Raw genomic sequence first — 22,097 nt, 5'->3', positions numbered from 1 at the left:
GTACACCAGCGTGTCAACTTATCTTGCTAAGCCATGGGCATGACACATAAGACGAAATGGTCGGGCGCGGCGGCAGCGGTGTTGCTGCTGCTGACGGCCTGCTCGTCGGGCACCTCGGACTCCAAGACCGGGCATCCGGGCAGGCTGGATTTGACCACGACGGCCGGGACGGCTCTCACTATCTCCCCGGAACGGCTGTTGGCCGCAACCGACGGCGTGACACCGGTAGCGTTCGGCAAGCCTGCGCACGGCAAGATTGCCTACGGTGCAAACGGTGCAATGGTGTACACCCCCGACGCCGGGTTCACCGGTACCGATCAGCTCACCGTCACCGTCAGCAGTGCGGTCAAGCTCTATGCCGAGGATCAGCTGCCGCTGGCCACGATCGGCGGCGTCGCCATCAAGGCCAGTGCGCACGGGTCTGCGATCGCCGCGGTGCCGGGGAGCCCCGATGAGATCTACGGCCTCACCGACCGCGGCCCCAACGTCGATGGACGTACCCCCAACGAAAAAGTGATTCCCGTCCCCGACTACCACCCGCAGATCGCCAAGCTCAAACTCGCCGACGGCGTGGCGACCGTGGAGCGTTCCATCACGCTGCACGGGTCGGACGGTTCGCCGTTGGTGGGGCTCGTCGAGCCGCACGCGAACACCGGCGAGGCGCTGGTGGACCTCAAGGGCACACCACTTCCGACTTCCGACTACGGTGTTGACCCCGAGGGCTTGGCCGCCACGCTCGACGGTACTTTCTGGGTGTCCGACGAGTACGGCCCTTACATCATCCATTTCGACGCCAACGGCAAAGAGCTGGAACGCCTTTCGCCGTTTGATGGGACGCTGCCGCAGGAACTGTCACTGCGCGGGCCGAATCAGGGGATGGAGGGCCTGACAATCACCCCGGACGGCAACATGTTGGTGGGGATCATGCAGTCGGCCATCCAGACGCCGGGGCTGCAAGGTGCGGCCAAATCGGTACCCGTCACCCGCATCGTGACCATCAATCTCGTCGACCGCAGCATCGTGCACGAGTATCTCTACCCGCTCGCCAATCCCCAGCAGACGAATGTCGCGGTCTCCGAGATCACCGCGCTAACTGCGACAGAGTTCCTGATCGACGAGCGTGACAGCAAGACAGCGCCGGACGGCAATAAGAAGATCTACCTGGTTGACATCGCCGCGGCCACCGATGTGGGCCCCCGCTCCACGGTGCCGGGGGCGTCCTATCGGGCCGACGCCGGTGGTCTGCTTGTCAACAATGTTCCGCTCGAGACCCTGGTCGGCGTCAGCACCGACGCCGACGCCGTAGCCAAACTCAAAGCCGCCGGGATCACCGTGGCCGCCAAGACGCTCAACCTTGATCTAGGGGCGCTGGTGCGTTCGCTCAACGCCAACGGTGACTTCTTCGGGCACGACAAGATCGAAGGACTCACCTCCCCGGACGGCGGAATGACGCTAATCATCGCCAACGACAGCGATTTCGGGCTGTCCGGGCTGGCTTCGGACATTCCGCCGTTTCGGCTCAAGCCCAAGATGCTGCCCAACGGCACTCAGGACAGCGGCGAGATTCTGTCGGTAGACACGACCAAGCTGCCCGCCAAAACGGAATCGATGACGATCCCGATCAGGGTCTCGTGAGCCGAAAGACTCTGATCTCGCGGGGCGCGCACTTGACGCGGTAGTGCTGGTAGCCGGTGTAGAAGTCGACGGCGGTGTCCCACGCCGCGGCACGGGCGTCGCCGGTGAGCAGTTCGGCCCGGTATCGCCGGGGCGGTCCCTTGAACTCGACCGTGCATTCGGGGTGGGCCAGCAGGTTGGCGCTCCACGCCGGATGCTTCTCGCGCCCATAGTTGGACCCGATCGCCAGCAGCCCGTCGGGCTCCTCGATCAAAACCAACGGGTGCGTACGCGGCAGTCCGGACTTGGCGCCGGTGGACGTGACAAGTCCCACCCGGTCGATCCCGGCCGAACTCAGCCGGCCCTTGGTCCGGGGAATCAGCACCCTGTCGACGTGCGGCGCCACGTACAGCAGCAACAGTGTGCCCAGGCGGCTCATAAACGCGCGCTCCAACAACGCCTCATCGAATCGCAGCCGCCGCCCGCGCATCGGGCTTTCCCGCCGAAATGCCACGGGTCGACCGTACTCGATAGGTTGGATCCGCAAGGCGATCATTGATGCTCCCGCCGGCCTGGCGCCCAAGAAACAGTAGGTGACTGATGACCAACGACTACCCCCAAATGGCCGCCGCCCGAGGACGGATCGAACCCGCACCGCGCCGGGTTCGCGGCTTTCTCGGCCACGAGCTGGTTTTCGACACCACCGCGGCGCGCTATGTGTGGGAATTTCCTTATTACCCTGCGTATTACGTTCCCGTGGCCGACGTCCGCGCGGAGTTCCTGCGCGACGAGAACCACCCGCAGAAGGTGCAGCTGGGTCCGTCTCGGTTGTACTCGCTCGTCGGCGCCGGCCAGACCCACCCGTCGGCCGCACGCGTATTCGATGCCGACAGCGACAGCCCGGTGGCGGGCCTGGTCAGGTTCGAGTGGGATCGGTTGCGGTGGTTCGAGGAGGACGAGCAGATCTACGGCCACCCGCGGAACCCGTATTCACGCGTCGACGCGCTGCGTTCGCATCGGCATGTCCGGGTGGAGCTCGGCGGCGTCGTTCTCGCCGACACTCGATCACCCGTTTTGCTCTTCGAAACCGGCCTTCCCACAAGGTATTACATCGATCCAACCGACGTCGCGTTCGAGCATCTCGAGCCCAGCTCGACGCAGACGCTGTGCCCGTATAAGGGGACCACGTCGGGCTATTGGTCGGTGCGGGTTGGCGACGCCGTGCACCCGGACCTCGCGTGGACGTATCACTACCCGCTGCCTGCGGTCGCCGCGATCGCTGGGCTGGTGGCGTTCTACAACGAAAAGCTCGACATCTTTGTGGACGGAGATCCGCTGTCCCGGCCGCAAACCCAATTCAGCTAGTCGGGCATATGTGATATTTGCCTCTATTTGTCCGGGAATTATAAGAATTTCTTAATTAACTGCGCCGGAGCGAGTCTGCTCAATAGTAGCGGAAGTCGCTTATGATGCTGGTCATCAGCGTAGTTGCCCTTTGCCATCAAGCGCCTGCCTGCATACTCAATCGTCACTGACTGAGTGTTACCTGAGTAATCCACGGTGACCTAGGTAACAACACCCAAATCGAAATATTTGCCATCGGAATTAAGCCGCTTGACTGCTGTCAAAGAAGTCCTCATGGTGGGTTTTTAGTGCACCAATCCGGTTAATTCCGGGGCGGGCAGTGTCGCACAGTGTTGTCGCGAGGTTATGGCGAGCGTTGTCGCCCGCGTGCAGGTTCGACGAAAACAGCGAAGGCGGTGCCAGGATGAGCGGAATCAAGAAGGCCGACCGGGATGATCGGCATGGCGAGGGAGCCCAGGTCTTCGACTTCGAGGCCGCGGCCGGTGGTCTGGTCATCATCGAAGTTGCCGTGAAAAACGGCCCGATCAGCGGCATCGACATCAGTGCCGACGGCGCCCGACTGTTGGTGACCAACTACAGCGACAACAGCGTTTCGATCGTCAACACCGAGACCTGCCGGGTCACTGAGACCATCGACGGAATCGACGAACCTTTCGCAATCGCCGCCGGCGGTGCGGATGGCAACCGTGCGTATGTCAGCACCGTGTCAACGGCGTATGACTCGATCGCGGTCATCGACATGGCCACCCGGGCGGTTGTCGCCACGCATCCGCTTGCGCTCAGTGTCAGCGACCTGACGGTCAGCCGGGATGGAAAATACGTCTACGCGGCCCGAAACGGTGCTCGCGGGGCTGACGTGGCGATACTGGACACCACGACGGACCAGGTCGCGGTCATCGACATCGCGACCACGCCGGGCACCACCACGGAGTGTGTGCGCATCAGCTCCGACGGAACCCGCCTCTACGTCGGCACCAACGGGCCCGCCGGCGGCCAACTCGTCGTGATCGCAACCGGCGCGCAGTCCCCGGATGCCGGCAGCGGTGGCCGCTCGCGCTGGCGCAAGAAGACCACCAAGTCACGGGGCAAGCAGGCGCCGACGGGTCCGCGCGTCGTGGACACCATTGAAATCGGCTCGTCGGTCCGCGACGTCGCGCTCAGCCCCGACGGCGCGGTGGCCTACGTGGCCAGCTGCGGTGCCGACTTCGGTGCGGTGGTCGACGTCGTCGACACTCGCACCAGCAAGATCAGCGGCACGCGCAAGATCGGCGACATCGGTGGCCTGGTCACCCGGTTGACCGTCAGCGGCAACGGCGAGCGGGCCTATTTGGTCAGCGAGGACCGCGTCACGGTGCTGTGCACGAGGACGCAGGATGTGCTCGGGACCCTGAGGACCAACCAGCCCTCGTGCGTGGCGGAAAGCCCGGATGGGAAGCACCTTTACATCGCCGGCTATTCGGGCATCGTCACCGTGGCGCCGGTCGAGGCCGCTGTGACGTCTGGGGCGTCCGACACCGAGCAGCGGGCCCTGGATCCCAACAGGTCTGTCGACTGGTTCCTGCCTGACCTGCTGCAATACGAGCCGGCGCTGGCCTAAGCGGCGCCCCGAACGGTCGCGTGCTGGCCGGGTCGGCCCGGGGTTTCTCGTGACTTCGCGCGGCGATAGCATTCGCCCGAAGCGGAGGCGAGGCGGTGCTGCGCCGAGATCCTGAAGGCGGTACATCGATGGACAGCACGATGCAGGACTATCCGTTGACCATCACCGCAATCATGCGGCACGGCTGCGGTGTACACGGAGCACGCACGGTCACCACCGCGACGGGTAATGGTTACCGGCACATCAGCTACCGCGAATTGGGGCAACAGGCCGCGCAATTGGCAAATGCGTTGCGCCGCTTAGGAATTACCGGCGACCAGCGGGTAGCCACCTTCATGTGGAACAACGCCGAGCACCTAGCCGTATACCTCGCGGCGCCAGCAATGGGAGCGGTATTGCATACCCTCAACATCCGCCTGTTCCCCGAGCAGATCGCCTACGTTGCCAACGAGGCCGAGGATCGGGTTGTCCTGGTCGATCTGTCGCTGGCCAAACTTCTTGGGCCGGTGCTAGCCGATCTGGACACCGTGCACACGGTGATCGCGGTGGGGGAGGGGGACACGGCGCCGCTGCAGCAGTCGGGCAAGACGGTGTTGCGGTATGCCGAATTGATCGCAGCCGAATCCCCCGACTTTGACTGGCCGGACATCGACGAGAATTCCGCCGCCGCGATGTGCTACACCAGTGGTACCACCGGGAACCCCAAAGGCGTTGTCTACAGCCATCGTTCGAGTTACTTGCACACGATGGCGGCGTGCACCACAAACGGCATCGGGGTGGGGTCCAGCGATCGGGTGTTGCCGATTGTGCCGATGTTTCACGCCAACGCGTGGGGGCTGCCGTATGCGGCATTGATGGCCGGCGCCGACCTGGTGCTACCCGACCGGCATCTGGACGCCCCATCGTTGATCCACATGGTCGAGAACCTGCGGCCGACGCTGGCCGGTGCGGTACCAACCATCTGGAACGACGTGCTGCACCATCTCGAGAAGGATCCCGGCCACGACATGTCCTCGTTGCGGCTGGTCGCCTGCGGCGGCTCGGCGGTCCCGGTGTCGCTGATGCGTACCTTCGAAGACAAGCACGACGTGCAGATCCGGCAGCTGTGGGGCATGACGGAGACGTCGCCACTTGCCACCATGGCCTGGCCGCCGCCGGGCACCCCGCAGGACCAGCACTGGACGTTTCGCGGAACCCAGGGCCAGCCGGTATGCGGTGTGGAAACCCGGATCGTCGACGACGAGGGTCACGTGCTGCCCAACGACGGCAACGCCGTGGGCGAGGTGGAAGTTCGCGGCCCGTGGATCACCGGCTCGTACTACCGGGGGCATGACCAATCCAAGTTTGATTCGGGTTGGTTGCGCACCGGTGATGTCGGCCGCATCGATGCCCAGGGCTTCATAACCCTGACCGACCGTTCGAAGGACGTCATCAAATCCGGTGGCGAATGGATCTCTTCGGTCGAGCTGGAAAACAATCTGATCGCCCACCCCGACGTCCTCGAGGCCGCCGTCGTCGGAGTTCCCGATGAGCGCTGGCAGGAACGGCCGCTGGCCGTCGTTGTTGTCAGGGAAGACACCGCTGTCAGTGCCGGTGATCTGCGAAAGTTCTTGGCGGACAAAGTTGCTCGGTGGTGGTTGCCAGAACGATGGGCCTTCGCCGACGAAATCCCCCGCACCAGCGTGGGCAAGTACGACAAGAAGGCAATCCGGTCCCGCTATGCCGAGGCTGCCTACGACGTCATCGAGGCGCACGACTGAGGTTCCGCGAGCAGACGCAAAAGCCCCCAATTTCCCTGGGAAATGGGGGCTTTTGCGTCTGCTCGCGGGGGTAGCGGGTAGAAAGGGAGCATGAGTCTGCGGGTCGTTCAATGGGCAACGGGATCGGTCGGCGTGGCAGCGATCAAAGGCGTGCTCGAGCATCCTGAACTCGAACTGGTGGGCTGTTGGGTGCATTCCGAGGTCAAGACCGGCAAAGACGTCGGCGACATCATCAATACGGCCCCACTGGGGGTGACCGCGACCAACAGCATCGACGATGTGCTCCGGCTGGATGCCGACGCGGTGATCTACGCGCCATTGATGCCCAGCGCCGACGAGGTCGCGGCACTACTGCGCTCGGGCAAGAACGTCGTCACCCCGCTCGGCTGGTTCTACCCGGGCGAAAAAGAAGCCGCCCCCCTCGAGGTCGCCGCGCAGGCGGGCAATGCGACGCTGCACGGCGCCGGCATTGGGCCCGGTGCCGCGACCGAGCTGTTTCCCTTGCTGTTGTCGGTGATGTCTACCGGCGTGACATTTGTTCGCTCCGAGGAGTTTTCAGACCTGCGAACATACGGTGCGCCGGACGTCTTGCGCTATGTGATGGGTTTCGGTGGCACGCCCGACAGCGCCTTGACGGGGCCAATGCAAAAACTACTCAACGGCGGCTTCATTCAGTCGGTTCGGCTGTGCGTTGATCAGCTGGGCTTTGCCGCCGAACCCGAGATCCGCCCATCGCAAGAGGTGGCGGTTGCGACTGCGCCCATCGACTCACCGATCGGGGTGATCGAGCCTGGACAGGTTGCTGGGCGCCGCTTCCACTGGGAGGCGCTGGTCGGTGACACAGTTGTCGTCGAGATCACCGTGAACTGGTTGATGGGGGAGGAAAATCTAGATCCACCCTGGTCGTTCGGGCCTGCGGGCGAACGCTACGAGATCGAGATTCGCGGACACCCGGACACGTTTGTCACCGTAAAGGGATGGCAGCCGGAGAGCGTGGAAGCCGGATTGACGAACAACCCCGGGATCGTTGCGACCGCAGCACACTGCGTTAACGCGGTCCCTGCCACGTGCGCCGCCCCGGCGGGCATTCAAAGCTTCTTCGACCTGCCGCTCATCACCGGGCGGGCCGCGCCGGGACTGCGGCGCTGACGGCGGGTGATCTTTGCTTATCTTTCAACAGTGACTTGTCCGACGGATTCGATGGAATCGAATGCTGGGAATGTGCAATAAATACGAATACACCTTTGCGCGTTGCGCAGCTTTAAGGATATTCACAGCAATATCGTCTCGTGCGTCCCTTGCCACGCCGTCTAGCCCGCTCGTAGGCTCCGATTCATACAGTTGCAGGCAGTAACTATTTGGTATGCGGACCCTAGAACAGGGAAACGATCGACCGAGGCAACAACTTAGCAGCGCTGCGGGGGCGCAACCTCGCCGACCTGACCTGACCAGGGATACGACCTGTACGTCGGTGCGGGTCTGGCGGTTGCCGCGCATCACATAGCAATAGCTGAAATGTCGATCCCGGTGTTTGTCGACAGGAGGACAGATCATGGCAGCTCCGATCAACTATTGCGTTGCGCCGTCGATCGACACGGGGGGATTGACGATTCAGCAGCTGCTGGACGAACCGCTAATGTCGAGTGCTCGGGTGCTGGCTGGTGCCGACCAACTCGACCGTGAGTTGACCTGGATGCTGCCGCTCAAGGAAGTGCCCCTGCGGCCGGATTCACTCGACGCCGTCGCGTTGTACGCTCGCCCCGAAGCGTTGCTCGCCGACCGCGCCACGCTGACCGCGGTAGCCGCCCGGGGAGCCACCATGCTGGTGGTGGACGGCCGGATTCCCGCCGATATTCCGCGCTCGGGCTTGCCCGGTGGGCTGGTGGTAGTCGAGATGCCCTTCCCGGTGGGCTTTGCCGCGCTCAGCCGCCTGGTCGCGGACCGGACCCTGAGCCAGGAATTGGAGGCGATGCGGTACTCGACGCATGCGTACGCAGCGCTGGCCGGGCTGTTCCACCGCGGCGCGGGCCTGCAGATGCTCATCCGTGAGGTGTCCAACCTGTCCCGGAACCCCGCAATGGCGCTCAACGCACGCGGGCTCGTGGTCGCCCACAGCGGCCTTGCCGCCGACGCCGTCACCGTGTTGTCCGACTCGGTGCGCCGCATGCTGGCAACCGGTGTGCCCGCGGCACGACGTTCGAGCGAGCATGACATCCGCGTGGATCCGGTGGCCGGGCCGCGCGCCAGCGAGTGGACGTGCATTGCCAGCGCCATCCAGTTCGGCAAGGCGTGTCAGGGGTGGGTAGTGGTATTGGTTCCTTACCCGAGCGTGGGCTCCCAAGAGCTGGTCCGGCACCGCATCGTCACCGAGCAGGCGACGGCGGTCATCGGCTCGGAGATGCTGCGCCAGCGCAGCGTCGATGAGGCCAAGGAGCGCGCCCGCGGAGACTTCATCCAAGCCCTGGTGCACGGCAGCTTCTCCAGTGAGCACGAACTGCGGGCGCGTGCCGATCATCACGAGATCGAGATTGACTCGCCGTTTGGCGTGTTCGTTGCCCACGGCGTGCTCCCGCACCCGGTGGGCAACCCGGCGGGCGGCATGATCCGGTTAGCCCGGTATGCCGCCAATATCTCCTCGCAGTCCGCAGCCCGAACCGATGCGACGGTCATCGGCGACGTCGTGGTGGTGGTGCGTACCCTCGGCGATGGTGACGCGGCGGCGCAGGAGCGCGAGATGGCCGATTTCGCGCAGGCGATGTACCGCGAACTCGAGCAGCGATGCCGCTCCGCGGTGGCCGTCGGCTACGGCCAGCCGTCGCACGGTGCCGGCAAGGTGTCCGAAAGTTACCGGCAGGCCCGCATCGCGTTGGGCATCGCGCGTCGGTTGGGCCGCCGCTGCGCCATTTCCTACCAGGACCTGCGCAGCTTCACGGTGCTGACCGAGATCGCCGACACCGAGAGCAGCCGGCAACTGGTTCGGGAGGTTATCGAGCCGCTGCGGTCGGGTCCCAACCTGCTGGAGACGCTGACCGGATACCTGGCCCACGGCGGCAACGTCACTGAGGCCGCGCGTGCACTCAACGTCCATCGCAACACGCTGCTAACCAAACTGGACCGGATCTCGCAAACGATCGGCCTGGATATCCGCGAACCGGAGAACCAATTCACCCTGTGGCTCGCCATCAGGCTTAACCTGCTGGCCGAGGTCACTGCGGCCGCCGACCGTGAGGCCAGATTCCGCTGACCTGAGTTTCGGTACCGTCGGGGCCATGTGTCGACTCTTTGGCCTGCATGCCGGGACCGACGTAGTCAAGGCGACGTTTTGGCTACTGGATGCACCGGACAGCCTTGCCGAGCAAAGCCGAAGGAACCCAGACGGCACGGGCCTGGGTGTCTTTGACGAGCACCGCCGCCCGCAGTTGTACAAGGAACCGATAGCGGCCTGGCAGGACGCCGAGTTCGCCACCGAAGCGCACCAGCTGACCGGTACGACATTCGTCGCGCATGTTCGCTATGCGACGACTGGGTCGCTCGGTGTGCACAACACCCACCCGTTTTTGCAGGACGGTCGAATCTTCGCGCACAACGGCGTCCTTGAGGGGCTGGATGAGATCGATGAACGGTTGCGTGAGGTCGGCACCGACGATTTGGTCTTGGGCCAGACCGATTCCGAGCGGGTGTTCGCCTTAATTAGTGCTGCGATTCGCGACCGTGACGGCGACGCATCGGCCGGTTTGGTCGACGCCATCAAATGGCTCGCGGAGAATGTGCCAATCTACGCGGTCAACGTATTGCTCAGCACGGCCACCGAAATGTGGGCGCTGCGCTACCCAGAGACTCATGAGCTCTACCTGCTGGACCGGCGACACGACGGCGCGCCCGAATTCGACTTGACTACCAAGCGAATCCGGGCGCGCTCGGAGCGGCTGCGGGTGCGATCGTCGGTGGTGTTTGCCACCGAGCCGATGGATGACGACCCGCGCTGGTGTCTGGTGGCCCCGGGTGAGTTGGTCCATGTCGGCGCCACGCTTGAGGTCAGCCGGAATGTGGTGCTGCCCGACCCGCCCAGGCATCTGCTGCGACGCGAGGACCTCAGCGTGTCGGTGGAACGCGCGCAGCACGCGCTGCCGGGTACCCGGCGATTGCCTTGATACTGGGCTGGCAGAGTGGGTGGCCGTGACAACCCGACGCGCGCTGGTGCTGGCCGGCGGAGGGCTGGCCGGAATTGCCTGGGAGACAGGTGTTCTGCGCGGTATCGCCGACGAGTCGCCCGCGGCGGCCCAGCTGTTGCTTGAGTCAGATGTGCTGGTGGGAACATCGGCCGGTGCTGCGGTCGCGGCGCAGATCAGCAGCGATTGCACGCTGGACGAGCTGTTCGACCGGCAACTCGCCGAGACGTCGGCCGAGATCGATCCCGGTGTGGATATCGATGCCATCACCGAACTCTTCCTTGACGCCTTGCGCGAGCCCCGGCCGGCCGGGTTTGACCGGACACGGGGGCGATTGCAGCGAATCGGGGCGGTCGCGCTGGCAACCGGGACCGTCCCCGAGTCCGTTCGGCGTCGGGTGATCGCCCAGCGCCTGCCGTCACATGACTGGCCGGCCCAAGTTCTGCGGATCACCGCGATCGACACTGCCACCGGTGCACTTGTTGTTTTCGATCGAGGCTCGGGTGTCGAGCTGGTCGACGCGGTCGCGGCCAGTTGCGCCGTGCCGGGCGCGTGGCCGCCGGTGACCATCGCAGATCGGCGCTATATGGACGGCGGGGTGGCCAGCTCGGTTAACCTTGCCGCGGCCGACGATTGCGACATGGCCGTCGTCTTGGTCCCCGCTGGCGCGAACGCTCCGTCGCCGTTCGGCGCGGGGGCGGCCGCCGAGATCGCGGCGTTCGCCGGCGCGACGCTGGCCGTGTTCGCCGACGACGACTCAGTGGCCGCTTTTGGTCCCAACCCGCTGGATCCGCGCTGCCGTGCCAGCTCGGCGCGGGTCGGACGTCAGCAGGGCCGCCGGGAAGCGGCGGCTGTCGCCCGCTTCCTCGGCGTGCATTTGTATTAGCTCTCGATGGCAGGCGGGGCATCGGTAGTAGCTTCGATTTCGAATTCATCCAACGCGCGCGTAGCGAGCTCGCGACCGATGGCGATCACCTCTACGGCTCGGTGAAATTCCAGGCTTCGGCAGGTCGCGCGCGGTACCTCGATCAGCAGGTCGGCCGGGTAGGCCGCCAGGGTATGGCGCGCGAGCGCGGATTGGGCGATGTCGATCGTGCGATTCATCACCTCGAAGCTGCCCATCTTGGGGATTCCTGGCGCGGCCGGTGTGTCAGCAGGCTCATCCGGGACGGCCGGGCGCTGCTCGATCTCTGCGCCTTCCGACCAGGAATCCGATTCCGGGGTCGCCGCGCCGAAGCGACTCAACACCGCCCGAGCCGCCGGCCGTTCGAGCAGCGACCGGGCGGCGCTGGCGTCGAACAGCGCCGAGGTGCTGCGCACCATGCGGTTCCACCACTCGGCCGTGGCACCCGTTTCGCGACCGCCGACGGCCTCACTGCCGTTGAGGCTCACCGCGATGGTCAGGTCGGCGTTGACCCCGGCGATCGGTGCCATCGGCAACGGGTCCAGGATGCCCCCGTCGGCGAGCAGCCGTCCATGGATTTCGTGCGGCGCAATCACCCCGGGTATCGCAATGGACGCCCGGATGGCCTCGTCGAGTGGTCCGCGTTGAAACCACACCGATTTGCCCGCGAGCAGGTCCGTCGCCACCGCCGTAAATGGGATGGGCAGTTGCTCGATGTTGACCGGGCCCAGAATGTCGCGCACCGCGTCCAGGATCTTCTCCGCCCGCAACACCCCCGCCGCGGTAATCGATGGGTCCAGCAGTCGCAGAATGTTGCGCTGTGTCAGGGACTTCGCCCAGTCGGCGAGCTCGCCCAGTCGGCCGGCCGCTTGCACCCCGCCGACAACCGCGCCCATCGACGAACCCGAGATCCCCACGATTTCGTAGCCATGCTCTTGCAGCGCCTGGATCACCCCGATGTGGGCGTAGCCGCGCGCTCCGCCGCTGCCAAGCGCCAACGCGACGCGGGTCCCAGATTGTCGCCCTGGGCGCAGTGCTACTGGTCCGGACATCCCTTCATTCTGCGCGGCGAGGCGCCCTGCCGCGGAGCCGGCCGTCAATTTTGTGCACCCCTGATCTCAATTGCAGATTGCTATCCGCATTCGTTGTTGGCGGCTGCGACGGCGGCGACAATCACCGCCGACTGTCTTGGCGGCGTCAGGTCTGCCCAGCGGATATGCCAGCTACCCGCAACTCCAGACGGCGATGCCTGAACCATCGCCAAATACCGCTCGATGAGCGATTCCCTCGTACTGGATTGGGCAGCCATCCACACTCTGGCGGCGTGGCAGGCCTGGAAATACTCCTCCTCGATCGAGTCCGCGGGCACGTCAACCCTGGTCGTCACGCCGGCGGGGGAGACGCCGATGGCGCCCGGCGGCAGCAAACTGGAAACGTTTGATGACCGCGCCGACGTAGCGGTGGCCTTGCCGCTGACGTCGCTATGCCAGCACCCCGCGAGGGTCGACACACATGCCGCCGCCATGACCATCCCCCACTGCCGGGGAAGATGACGGCTGCGGTGCACGGTCCCAATCTATGCAACACTGTCTGGCGTGATGGAGCGCTACGGAATTTGCGAGTGTTGTCGGGCCTGACACGCCCCCGCTTGCCCTATCCGTTCCACTCCTTGGAGTTCGTCCATGGTCATGCCGCTTGTCACGCCAACCATCGCAGCCCCAGCTTCGGGACCCACGCGGTTGCGGGTGCCCGATCTGCTGCACGCCACCGACCGAGCCGCCGACGATGTGCTCAGCGGACGTTGCGACCACCTACTGCCCGAGGGCGGGTTTTCGGAGACCGAGCGTTGGTTCACCCGTATCTACGGCGACGACGAACTGGACATCTGGCTGATCAGTTGGGTCCCCGGTCACGCGACGGAGTTGCACGACCACGGCGGGTCGCTTGGAGCGCTGACTGTGCTGAGCGGCTCACTGAACGAATTCCGTTGGGACGGTCGGCGGTTGCGGCGCCGTCGGCTTGATGCCGGCGATCAGGCCGGGTTCCCGCTGGGCTGGGTGCACGACGTGGTGTGGGCGCCGCGGCCCGCCGTGCTCGCCGGACCCGCAGAACCGACCCTGAGCGTGCATGCCTATTCGCCGCCGCTGAGCGCGATGTCGTATTACGAGGTCACCGACCGCAACACGCTGCGCCGCAGGCGCACCGAATTGACCGACCAACCGGAAGGGGCTTTGTGAGCCGGATCGACCGGGTGCTGGACGCCGTCCGCAGCCGCTATCGGCGCCTTCCCGCCGAGCAGGTGCCTGGGGCGCTGCGGCGCGGGGCGGTGTTGGTCGACATCCGGCCGCAGGCGCAGCGGGCCCATGAGGGCGAGGTACCGGGGGCGTTGGTGATCGAACGAAATGTCTTGGAGTGGCGTTGCGATCCGACCAGTGACGCCCGGCTGCCGCAGGCAGTTGACGACGACGTCGAGTGGGTGATCCTGTGTTCGGAGGGCTATACGTCTAGCCTGGCGGCTGCGGCGCTGCTGGACCTCGGCCTACATCGCGCCACTGATGTCGTCGGCGGTTACCACGCGCTGGCCGCCGCCGGGGTGCTGGCCGAGCTGAGCGGGTAAGCGCGAGGGGCAAGTGCCCGGCCGGCTCTTAAACGGTCGTGCCGGAGTTGCCGAAAGGCCATCCGCGAATTCCGTCGACGCCACGGGACCCGTCGAGCCCATCGCTGTCGCCGGTGCCGCCGCCGCCGCCGGTGCCGCCGGTGCCGACGTTACCGGTCAGCGCGTTGCCGCCGTCACCGCCGTCGCCGCCGTCACCGCCGTCACCGTTGACGGCCGAAGCGCCGCCGCTTTGGCCGCCGTTGCCGCCGCGACCGCCTTGACCGCCGTTGCCGCCACCGCCGAGCAGCCCGCCGTCGCCGCCGTTGCCGCCGGCACCTCCCGCGCGACCATCGCCGCCGGTGCCGCCAAGCCCGTCGGGGCCGTCGCCGCTGGTGCCGCCGGTGCCGCCGTTACCGCCGGTGCTGCTATCGCCGCCGACACCGCCGATGCCGCCGTCGCCAAACAACCTACCGGCGTCCCCGCCACTCCCGCCGGCTCCGGCTTTGCCGCTTGCCCCGCCAGCCCCGCCGTTCCCTCCAGGAGTGCCGACGATGCCGGCTTTGTCGATGTCACCGCCGTTACCGCCGGTGCTGCTACCGCCGCCGGTGCCGCCGGCGCCGCCGGCCCCACCGTTACCGAACAACCATGCGCCGCGTCCGCCGTTGCCACCCCCGCCGGCGTTGCCGCCGTCGCCACCGACGCCGCCGTTAGCGGCGCTCGCTCCGAGGTCTGTCACGTTGCCAGCGGCGCCGCCGGCCCCGCCGCTGCCACCGGCGCCGCCGGTCCCGCCGGCGCCGCCGTTGCCGATCAGCCAACCGCCGCCGCCGCCCTGGCCGCCGCCGCCGGCATTACCGCCCGTTCCTCCGGTCCTGCCGGCACCGGCGGAGCTGCTGCCGTTCGCACCGTTGCCAGCGTTGCCGGCGTTGCCGCCGTCTCCGCCACTACCGGCGTTGCCACCCGGGCCGAACAGCCCGCCGCCTTGTCCGCCGTTGCCGCCGCTCCCACCGACGCCGCCGGTACCACCGGCGCCACCGGGGCCGCCGCTGTTACCGACGGTGGCGCCGTCAGTGCCCATTCCGCCGTGGCCGCCGGTTCCGCCGGCGCCGCCGAGGCCGCCTTGGCCGAAGATCCGGCCGGCGTCCCCGCCGGCGCCGCCGGCACCGGCGGCGCCGCCTGTTGCGCCGTTGGCGCCGCTTCCGCTGCCGTTGCCGCCTTGTCCGCCGTCGCCGCCGGCGCCGCCGGCGCCGCCGTTGCCAAACAGCCCGGCGGCCCCGCCGGCGCCGCCGCTGCCACCGGCGCCACCGGCTATCGTTGGCGCGCCGGGGGCCCCGGCCCCGCCGTTGCCGCCGTTGCCGCCGGTGCCGTAGAGCCACCCGCCGGTGCCGCCGGCGCCGCCGCCGGCGCCGGCGCCGCCCGCTCCGCCGTTGCCGCCGTTGCCGATCAGCCCGGCCGACCCACCGACACCCCCGGCCAGCCCGGCGCTGGTTTGCGAAAAGCCGTTACCGCCGTTGCCGTACAACAACCCACCGGCCCCACCATTGGGACTGGCCGCGGTCCCATCGGCGCCGTTGCCGATCAGCGGACGCCCCAACAACGCCTGGGTGGGCGCATTGATCAGACCCAGCAGCTGCTGCTCGACGTTGGTCGCCTCGGCACCGGCGTACGCCCCTGCAGCGCCGGTCAACGCCCGCACGAAATGCTCATGAAACAGCGCCGCCCGCGCACCGAGCTGTTGATACTGGCCGGCATGGGCGGAAAACAGCGCCGCGATCGCGGTTGACACCTCATCGGCGCCGGCGGCGGCCAGCGCCGATGTCGGGGCCAGCGCGGCAGCATTGGCCGCACCGATGGCCGAGCCGATGCCGGCCACATCGGCCGCCGCGGCCATCAATTGCGATGGCGACACCAACACCAACGACATGGCACGCCTCTCAACCAGCGGTACTAGAGGTAGAGGTGATGCTAACGAGCACACACCGGATCACGGACGCGTTTGGGCGGATTCCCGACCAACTGGGCGCAAATAAGTGGCTACTCGCACATGTTGTAGGCGGGTTACCACGCGCCGGCCCGTGCTGGGGTGCTGGCGGAGCGCACTCAGTCAGCCGGATCCATCGCCGGGTGAGCCCATTGGCTTCGCGCCGGAATGCAGCAGCGCGCGCAGCCTGCCCGTCTTCTCCGGTGTCCAGCCGGGTGGCGATAGCACCGCGGCCCAGCCGTCGGCGACGTTGGCGACGTAGCGGTGGCCATGCCCGTCGGGCACATGCGTGGCCACGGCCATATCCGCAGAGACCTGCAGGAATGTCACGACCGGGATCCAGCGCGTCTGGGGCAGCACGTCGTAGCCGCGTCTTTCGCGCAGCCAGTCCGGCCTGCTGAACAGCAGGTCGGGTGTCCACCAGGCGATCGGGTCGGAGGCGTGCTGCAAATACACCACTCGCGGTCTGCCCCAAGGTGCGTTCGGGCGCTGCAAATCGTCTGGACGGGCAACGAATCGGACGTTGTGGCCGTCGTCGTAGATGGGCAACCACTGCGGTGAACCGGCATCGCGGGTCTCGGTCAAGTCGGTCCAGATGGTGTTGTTGAACGTCGGTCCGCTGAACAATGCCCCGTCGGTGCGGGCCAGGACATTGTTGAGGTTCATGAACGGCGCCTCGCCGCCGAACGAGCCCAGGCTCTCGCCGAACACAACGAGCTTGGGACGCTTGAGTTCCGGCATCTGCCGGATCAGTTTGTCGACCGCCTCGAAGAGCGCCTGACCAGCGTGGCGGGCATTTTCCTTGTCCACCAGGAACGACAGCCAGCTCGGCAAAAAGGAATACTGCATGCTCACGATCGCGGTGTTGCCGTTGTACATGTACTCCAGCGCCGAGGCGTCCGCTTCGTTAATCCAGCCGGTGCCGGTGGTGGTCGCGACCGCGACCACCGCGCGGCTCAACCCGCCGGCGCGTTGCAGCTCGCGCGCCGCCAGCTCGGCGGTCGCGATGATGCCGTCCGCGGAGTTCAACCCGGCATAAGCCCGGATCGGCTCGACGGCGGGGGCCGCGTTGAACGCGCTGAGTTGGCGCACGCTGGGGCCGCCCTCGACGAAGATGCGGCCCTGATGGCCCAGCGACTCCCACGACACCAGCGACAGCGGGCCACCCGATCGCAGTGGAGATTTCGGCGGCGCGGAATTGGGATCCATCTCGTTGTTGACCGCGGCGAACGTGCCATTCATGGAACGCATCGCGGATTTGAGCACGACACTGTTGAGCAGGGTAATCGCGAGCGCCACCATTAGCGCCACCACGATGACCGCCGAGACGCGGAACGGCGCGATCCGGTCGACCTGTGCGACGAGGAAACCGAACAGCCATCGGATGAACTGACCGATTTCGACCAACATGAACAGCACGATCAGCGACACCGCCGCGGCCAGTGGATAGTCGAACCAATCCAAGTGCTCGACGCCCATCAAATCGCGCACGTCGTCTTGCCAGATGTGGAACCAGATCGCCATGACGACCATGCCGACCGCGCCGACGACGACCAGCGGTATCCACGCCCAGCGCGGCGGCGCCGGGCTGGAATCCTGCGTGCGCATGTAACGGACCAGCCATACGGCGAAGACACCCAGGCCGTAGCCGATGGCGCCGGAGATACCGCTGACGATGCCCTGGTACAGCGGACCGCGTGGCAGCAGCGAGGGTGTCATGGAAAGCCACAAGAAGATGAGGCCAACCATGGTTCCGGTGAATGTGTAGTGGCGCACCCACCATGCGCTGCGGACCGGTTGCGGTGCAGCGGATTCCGCGACTTCGGCTACTGGTTCATCGCCGACTTCGGTCGACGTCGCGGCGCCCGGCTCGGTCATCGGTGGCTGAAATTGGGAGGGCGCTTCTCGATGAATGCGGCCATCCCTTCGGATTGGTCGTCGGTAGCGAATGTCGAATGGAACAGCCGGCGCTCGTAGAGCAGCCCTTCGGACAAGGTGGATTCGTAAGCCCGGTTGACGGCCTCCTTGGCCATTCGGGTCGCCGACAGCGACATCTGCGAAATCGTGGTGGCGACCGCCATTGCCTCGCTGATCAACTCGTCGGCCGGCACCACTCGCGAGACCAGGCCGCTGCGCTCGGCCTCGACGGCGTCGATGGTGCGTCCGGTCAGAATGAGGTCCATTGCCTTCGCCTTGCCGATGGCTCGCGTCAGCCGCTGCGAGCCGCCCATGCCGGGCATCACGCCCAGTTTGATCTCGGGCTGGCCGAATCTTGCTGTGTCCGCGGCGATCAACAGGTCGCACATCATTGCCAGCTCGCAGCCTCCGCCGAGCGCGTGCCCGGCAACCGCCGCGATCGTCGGCGTGCGGACGGCCGCGAGCTTTTCCCAGGTGGCGAAGAAGTCGGCGCCGAACGCGTCGGCGAACGTAAGATCTGCCATTTCCTTGATGTCGGCGCCAGCGGCGAACGCCTTGGCCGAACCGGTGATGATGATCGCGCCGATACCCGGATCGTCGTCCAGTTCGGTTGCGGCGCTGGTGACTTCGTTCATCACCTGGCTATTGAGCGCGTTCAGCGCCCTGGGCCGGTTCAGTGTGATGATGCCGACCCGGTGATCGCGCTCGACCAGAATGGTTTCGTACGCCATGGCTTAACCTTCCTAGAAACTCAGGTCGTCGTCGACCGGCGCGAAATACGCGGCGACCTCGGCCGTGGTGACCTCGGCCAGTGTTGCCGGCGACCATTTCGGATTGCGGTCTTTGTCGATCAGTTGCGCGCGAATGCCTTCGACCAGGTCGTGTGAGCGCAGCGACGCCGACGACACCCGATAGTCCTGGATCAGAACATCTTCCAGCGTCTGGAGTTCGGCTGCGCGACGCACCGCCTCGAACGTCACCGACAACGAGATGGGGGAGCGGGTGGCGATCAGCTTGGCCGCATCGTTGGCTTCGGGTGCCGCGTGTTCCGCCAGCCTGGCAACGATGTCGACAACGGTGTCACCCGAATAGCATTCGTCGATCCAAGTCCGTTGTGCGGCAAGCTCACTCGGCGGCGGTTCGATAGCGTGGTGCGCCACAGCGCTCTGGACACCGTCGGCGGCGATCGCCGCGGTGAACGCGTCGAGATCGCGGTGCCGCACATAGTGATCGGCGAATCCTAGTGCAATGGCGTCGGCGCCGGAAAACGGCGCTCCGGTAAGCGCCGCGTGCAGTCCCAGCTTGCCGGGTGCCCGGGACAGCAGGTAAACCCCACCGACATCGGGGACGAAGCCAATGCCAACTTCGGGCATCGCCACCTTGGAGGTGTCGGTCACCACGCGGGTGTTGGCGTGTGCACTGACGCCGACGCCGCCGCCCATCACGATGCCGTCCATCAACGCCACATAGGGCTTGGTGAACCGGCCGATTTGGCCGTTGAGCAGATACTCGTTGCGCCAGAACCGTCGCGCGTCGACCCCGTCCTTGCGGGCACTGTGGTAAACGGCCACCACATCGCCGCCGGCGCACAATCCGCGTTCACCGGCTCCGGAAAGAACCACCGCTCGCACCGCGTCGTCGCGTTCCCACCGCAACAGCACGGTGCTCAGCGTGTCCACCATCGTTTGGTTCAGCGAGTTGATCGCCTTGGGGCGATTGAGGATCACAAAGCCGATACCACCGTCGACGCGGGTAAGGACTTCGTCGGATTCCCCGGTCACGGCCCCGGAAACAGCCCCTGTCACGCCCTAGCTCCCCTCGCCGGAATTCGTCCCGAGATCTTGCTCGAACACTGCCCAAGAGTTTGACCAGCAATCTAGATCGTGGCTCGCTCAGGGCTGCCTGCGGGGGCTAAGGTTTATCGTTATCCGGACAACGGTTATACGAGTCCGGGAATGCCAGAAAACGCCCAGCTCCGCTGGGAACCCGAGCGGGTCATCGATCGTTGAGCTGGTATTCGCATAGCCCGAAGCCACAGCTAAGAGAGGAACCGACGGTGCGGGAGACAAGCAACCCGGTATTTCGCTCGCTGCCTAAGCAGCGTGGCGGATACGCGCAATTCGGCACTGGAGCGTACCCGGCCGATCCCTACCTGGCTCCCTACCAGGAAACGAAAGCGGCCCGGCCGCTGACCATCGACGATGTGGTCACCAAGACGGGCTTGACGCTGGCCATGTTGTCGGCGACCGCCGTCGTCTCCTACTTCCTGGTGGCGAGCAACATTGCACTCGCGATGCCACTGACCATGGTCGGTGCGCTCGGCGGGTTGGCGCTGGTGCTGATCGCGACCTTCGGTCGCAAACAGGACAACCCGGCGATAGTGCTCAGCTACGCGGCGCTCGAGGGCCTTTTCCTCGGCGCCATCTCGTTCGTCTTGGCCAACTTCTCGGTGGGTTCCGCCAATGCGGGTGTGCTCATCGGGGAGGCCGTCCTGGGCACCCTGGGCGTGTTCTTCGGCATGCTCGTCGTCTACAAGACGGGGGCCATCCGCGTCACACCAAAGTTCACCCGCATGCTGATCGCCTCCATGTTCGGCGTGCTGTTGCTGATGCTCGGCAACTTCGTGCTGGCGATGTTCAACGTCGGTGGCGGCGAGGGCTTGGGCCTGCGCAGCCCCGGACCGCTGGGCATCATCTTCTCCCTGGTGTGCATCGGGATCGCGGCGTTTAGCTTCTTGATCGACTTCGATGCGGCTGACCAGATGGTCCGCGCGGGAGCGCCGGAGAAGGCCGCATGGGGTATCGCGCTGGGCCTGACCGTGACGTTGGTCTGGCTGTACATCGAGATCCTGCGTCTGCTCAGTTATCTGCAGAACGATTAGCCGCCCATCTGTGGCGAGCAGACGTAAAAGCCCCCATTTCGGCATCGAAATGGGGGCTTTTACGTCTGCTCGCGCCCTTAGCTGAGCCGCTCGAGCACCATCGCCATCCCCTGGCCGCCGCCGACGCACATGGTTTCCAGGCCGAACGTCTTGTCGTAGGTCGTGAGATTGTTCAGCAGCGTGGTGGCGATCCGCGCGCCGGTCATGCCGAACGGATGTCCTAGGGCGATCGCGCCGCCCGAGACGTTCAGCTTGTCCTCGTCGATGCCCAGCTCGCGGGCGGAGCCCAGCACCTGCACCGCGAAGGCCTCGTTGATCTCGAACAGATCGATGTCACTGATCGACATTCCGGCGTTGGCCAGTGCCTTCTTGGTGGCCTCGATCGGGCCCAGCCCCATGATCTCCGGCGACAGGCCGCTGACACCGGTGGACACGATGCGGGCGAGGGGCGTCAGGCCCAGTTCCTTGGCCTTGGTGTCGCTGGTGATCACCAACGCAGCGGCACCGTCGTTAAGGGGACAGGCGTTGCCCGCGGTCACGGTGCCGTTGGGCCGGAACACCGGTTTGAGGTCGGCGACCTTCTCGTACGTGGTTCCGGGTCGCGGGCCATCATCGGTGCCGACGGTGCTTCCATCCGGCAGCGTTACCGGAACAATCTCGCGTTCGAAGAACCCGTTTTTGATCGCCTCCTCGGCCCGGTTTTGACTGCGTACACCCCAGTGATCCTGGTCTTCGCGACTGATGCCGGTCAGTATGGCGACGTTTTCAGCGGTTTGGCCCATCGCGATGTAGACGTCGGGCAGGTTGCCGTCGGCGCGGGGATCGTGCCACTCCTCGGCGCCCGCGGCCGCGGCGGTCGTGCGGCCCTGGGCCTCGTCGAAAAGCGGGTTCTTGGTGTCCGGCCATGAGTCGGAGTTGCCCTTGCCGAACCGCGACACCGTCTCCACGCCCGCGGATATGAAGGCGTTGCCCTCGCCGGCCTTGATCGCGTGGAACGCCATTCGGGTGGACTGCAACGACGACGAGCAGTACCGGTTGACCGTGGTGCCCGGCAGGAAGTCATAGCCCAATGCGACGGCGACGATGCGGCCGATGTTGAATCCGGACTCGCCGCCGGGCAGGCCGCAGCCGATGATCAGATCGTCGATGTGGTGCGGGTTCAGCGCCGGTACCTTGTCGAGCGCGGCGCGCACCATTTGGACTGCCAGATCGTCGGGGCGCATGCTGACCAGCGACCCTTTCATTGCGCGCCCGATCGGTGAACGGGCAGTTGAGACGATGACGGCCTCTGGCATGGCGGCTCCCTCCAGTGGGTG

Annotated in this window: 19 protein-coding genes; 11 read left to right on the top strand and 8 right to left on the bottom strand. The window is 65.9% G+C overall.

Going from position 1 to position 22,097, the window contains the following annotated elements:
• Positions 1-39: 39 nt before the first annotated feature.
• Positions 40-1,635: an esterase-like activity of phytase family protein gene (locus AADZ78_RS21360; protein WP_085253425.1), complete on the top strand. Its 1,596-nt coding sequence runs from the start codon at positions 40-42 to the stop codon at positions 1,633-1,635.
• Here AADZ78_RS21360 and AADZ78_RS21355 read toward each other — a convergent pair.
• Complete coding sequence (locus tag AADZ78_RS21355) at positions 1,622-2,128, bottom strand: nitroreductase family deazaflavin-dependent oxidoreductase (protein WP_239655073.1); 507 nt, start codon at positions 2,126-2,128, stop codon at positions 1,622-1,624. The two genes, AADZ78_RS21360 and AADZ78_RS21355, sit on opposite strands and share 14 nt — an antisense overlap.
• Before the next feature lie 86 nt (positions 2,129-2,214).
• Between AADZ78_RS21355 and AADZ78_RS21350 the strand changes: the two genes are divergently transcribed.
• The 7 genes from AADZ78_RS21350 (at position 2,215) to AADZ78_RS21320 (ending at position 11,391) form a co-directional block, all read left to right on the top strand.
• Complete coding sequence (locus tag AADZ78_RS21350) at positions 2,215-2,979, top strand: DUF427 domain-containing protein (protein ID WP_085253397.1); 765 nt, start codon at positions 2,215-2,217, stop codon at positions 2,977-2,979.
• Positions 2,980-3,382: 403 nt separating this feature from the next.
• Entirely contained in the window at positions 3,383-4,576 is a 1,194-nt protein-coding gene (locus AADZ78_RS21345; RefSeq protein WP_085253398.1) for a YncE family protein, read from the top strand.
• Between the two features lie 128 nt (positions 4,577-4,704).
• Positions 4,705-6,336, top strand: coding sequence for a long-chain fatty acid--CoA ligase (locus AADZ78_RS21340; RefSeq protein WP_085253426.1), 1,632 nt, complete (start codon positions 4,705-4,707; stop codon positions 6,334-6,336).
• Positions 6,337-6,426: 90 nt separating this feature from the next.
• Positions 6,427-7,485, top strand: a complete 1,059-nt coding sequence (locus AADZ78_RS21335; RefSeq protein ID WP_085253399.1) for a dihydrodipicolinate reductase — start codon at positions 6,427-6,429, stop codon at positions 7,483-7,485.
• 403 nt (positions 7,486-7,888) lie between these two features.
• On the top strand, positions 7,889-9,580 hold the full coding sequence (locus AADZ78_RS21330; protein ID WP_085253400.1) for a helix-turn-helix domain-containing protein: 1,692 nt from the start codon (positions 7,889-7,891) through the stop codon (positions 9,578-9,580).
• Between the two features lie 25 nt (positions 9,581-9,605).
• Positions 9,606-10,487 carry a class II glutamine amidotransferase gene (locus AADZ78_RS21325; protein WP_085253401.1) on the top strand — a complete coding sequence of 294 codons (882 nt, stop codon included), beginning with the start codon at positions 9,606-9,608 and terminating at the stop codon, positions 10,485-10,487.
• A gap of 25 nt (positions 10,488-10,512) precedes the next feature.
• Positions 10,513-11,391 carry a patatin-like phospholipase family protein gene (locus AADZ78_RS21320; RefSeq protein WP_139829090.1) on the top strand — a complete coding sequence of 293 codons (879 nt, stop codon included), beginning with the start codon at positions 10,513-10,515 and terminating at the stop codon, positions 11,389-11,391.
• Here the strand turns inward: AADZ78_RS21320 and AADZ78_RS21315 are convergent.
• Both AADZ78_RS21315 and AADZ78_RS21310 read right to left on the bottom strand, forming a co-directional pair.
• Positions 11,388-12,461 carry a patatin-like phospholipase family protein gene (locus AADZ78_RS21315; RefSeq protein WP_085253403.1) on the bottom strand — a complete coding sequence of 358 codons (1,074 nt, stop codon included), beginning with the start codon at positions 12,459-12,461 and terminating at the stop codon, positions 11,388-11,390. The genes AADZ78_RS21320 and AADZ78_RS21315 overlap by 4 nt on opposite strands.
• A gap of 80 nt (positions 12,462-12,541) precedes the next feature.
• Positions 12,542-12,976 (bottom strand): lipoprotein LpqV, encoded by a 435-nt coding sequence (locus tag AADZ78_RS21310; RefSeq protein WP_372510629.1) that lies wholly within the window; start codon positions 12,974-12,976, stop codon positions 12,542-12,544.
• 115 nt (positions 12,977-13,091) lie between these two features.
• On the opposite strand from AADZ78_RS21310, the gene AADZ78_RS21305 reads away from it, so the two are divergent.
• On the top strand, positions 13,092-13,646 hold the full coding sequence (locus AADZ78_RS21305) for a cysteine dioxygenase (protein ID WP_085253405.1): 555 nt from the start codon (positions 13,092-13,094) through the stop codon (positions 13,644-13,646).
• Positions 13,643-14,026, top strand: a complete 384-nt coding sequence (locus AADZ78_RS21300) for a rhodanese-like domain-containing protein (RefSeq protein WP_085253406.1) — start codon at positions 13,643-13,645, stop codon at positions 14,024-14,026. Before AADZ78_RS21305 ends, AADZ78_RS21300 begins: the two co-directional genes overlap by 4 nt.
• 28 nt (positions 14,027-14,054) lie before the next feature.
• Here AADZ78_RS21300 and AADZ78_RS21295 read toward each other — a convergent pair whose 3' ends face one another.
• From AADZ78_RS21295 to AADZ78_RS21280, 4 genes are all read right to left on the bottom strand, one after another.
• Positions 14,055-15,926, bottom strand: coding sequence for a PE family protein (locus AADZ78_RS21295; protein WP_085253407.1), 1,872 nt, complete (start codon positions 15,924-15,926; stop codon positions 14,055-14,057).
• 180 nt (positions 15,927-16,106) lie between these two features.
• A complete protein-coding gene (locus AADZ78_RS21290) occupies positions 16,107-17,861 on the bottom strand; it encodes an alpha/beta hydrolase (protein WP_085253408.1) in 1,755 nt (584 codons plus the stop codon).
• Entirely contained in the window at positions 17,858-18,631 is a 774-nt protein-coding gene (locus tag AADZ78_RS21285) for an enoyl-CoA hydratase (RefSeq protein ID WP_085253409.1), read from the bottom strand. The genes AADZ78_RS21290 and AADZ78_RS21285 overlap by 4 nt, the downstream gene beginning before the upstream one ends.
• A gap of 12 nt (positions 18,632-18,643) precedes the next feature.
• Complete coding sequence (locus AADZ78_RS21280) at positions 18,644-19,681, bottom strand: enoyl-CoA hydratase/isomerase family protein (protein ID WP_085253410.1); 1,038 nt, start codon at positions 19,679-19,681, stop codon at positions 18,644-18,646.
• A 275-nt stretch (positions 19,682-19,956) separates the two neighbouring features.
• Here AADZ78_RS21280 and AADZ78_RS21275 point away from each other — a divergent pair, with 275 nt between their 5' ends.
• Positions 19,957-20,781 carry a Bax inhibitor-1/YccA family protein gene (locus AADZ78_RS21275; RefSeq protein ID WP_085253411.1) on the top strand — a complete coding sequence of 275 codons (825 nt, stop codon included), beginning with the start codon at positions 19,957-19,959 and terminating at the stop codon, positions 20,779-20,781.
• Between the two features lie 77 nt (positions 20,782-20,858).
• Here the strand turns inward: AADZ78_RS21275 and AADZ78_RS21270 are convergent, their stop codons facing one another.
• The gene (locus tag AADZ78_RS21270) at positions 20,859-22,076 is read right to left on the bottom strand and encodes an acetyl-CoA C-acetyltransferase (RefSeq protein ID WP_085253412.1); all 1,218 of its coding nucleotides are present in this window, start codon (positions 22,074-22,076) and stop codon (positions 20,859-20,861) included.
• Positions 22,077-22,097: the final 21 nt, after the last annotated feature.

It is taken from the genome of Mycobacterium riyadhense (assembly GCF_963853645.1).
Lineage (GTDB): Bacteria > Actinomycetota > Actinomycetes > Mycobacteriales > Mycobacteriaceae > Mycobacterium > Mycobacterium riyadhense.
This window is presented reverse-complemented; position numbering and strand designations above follow the sequence as displayed.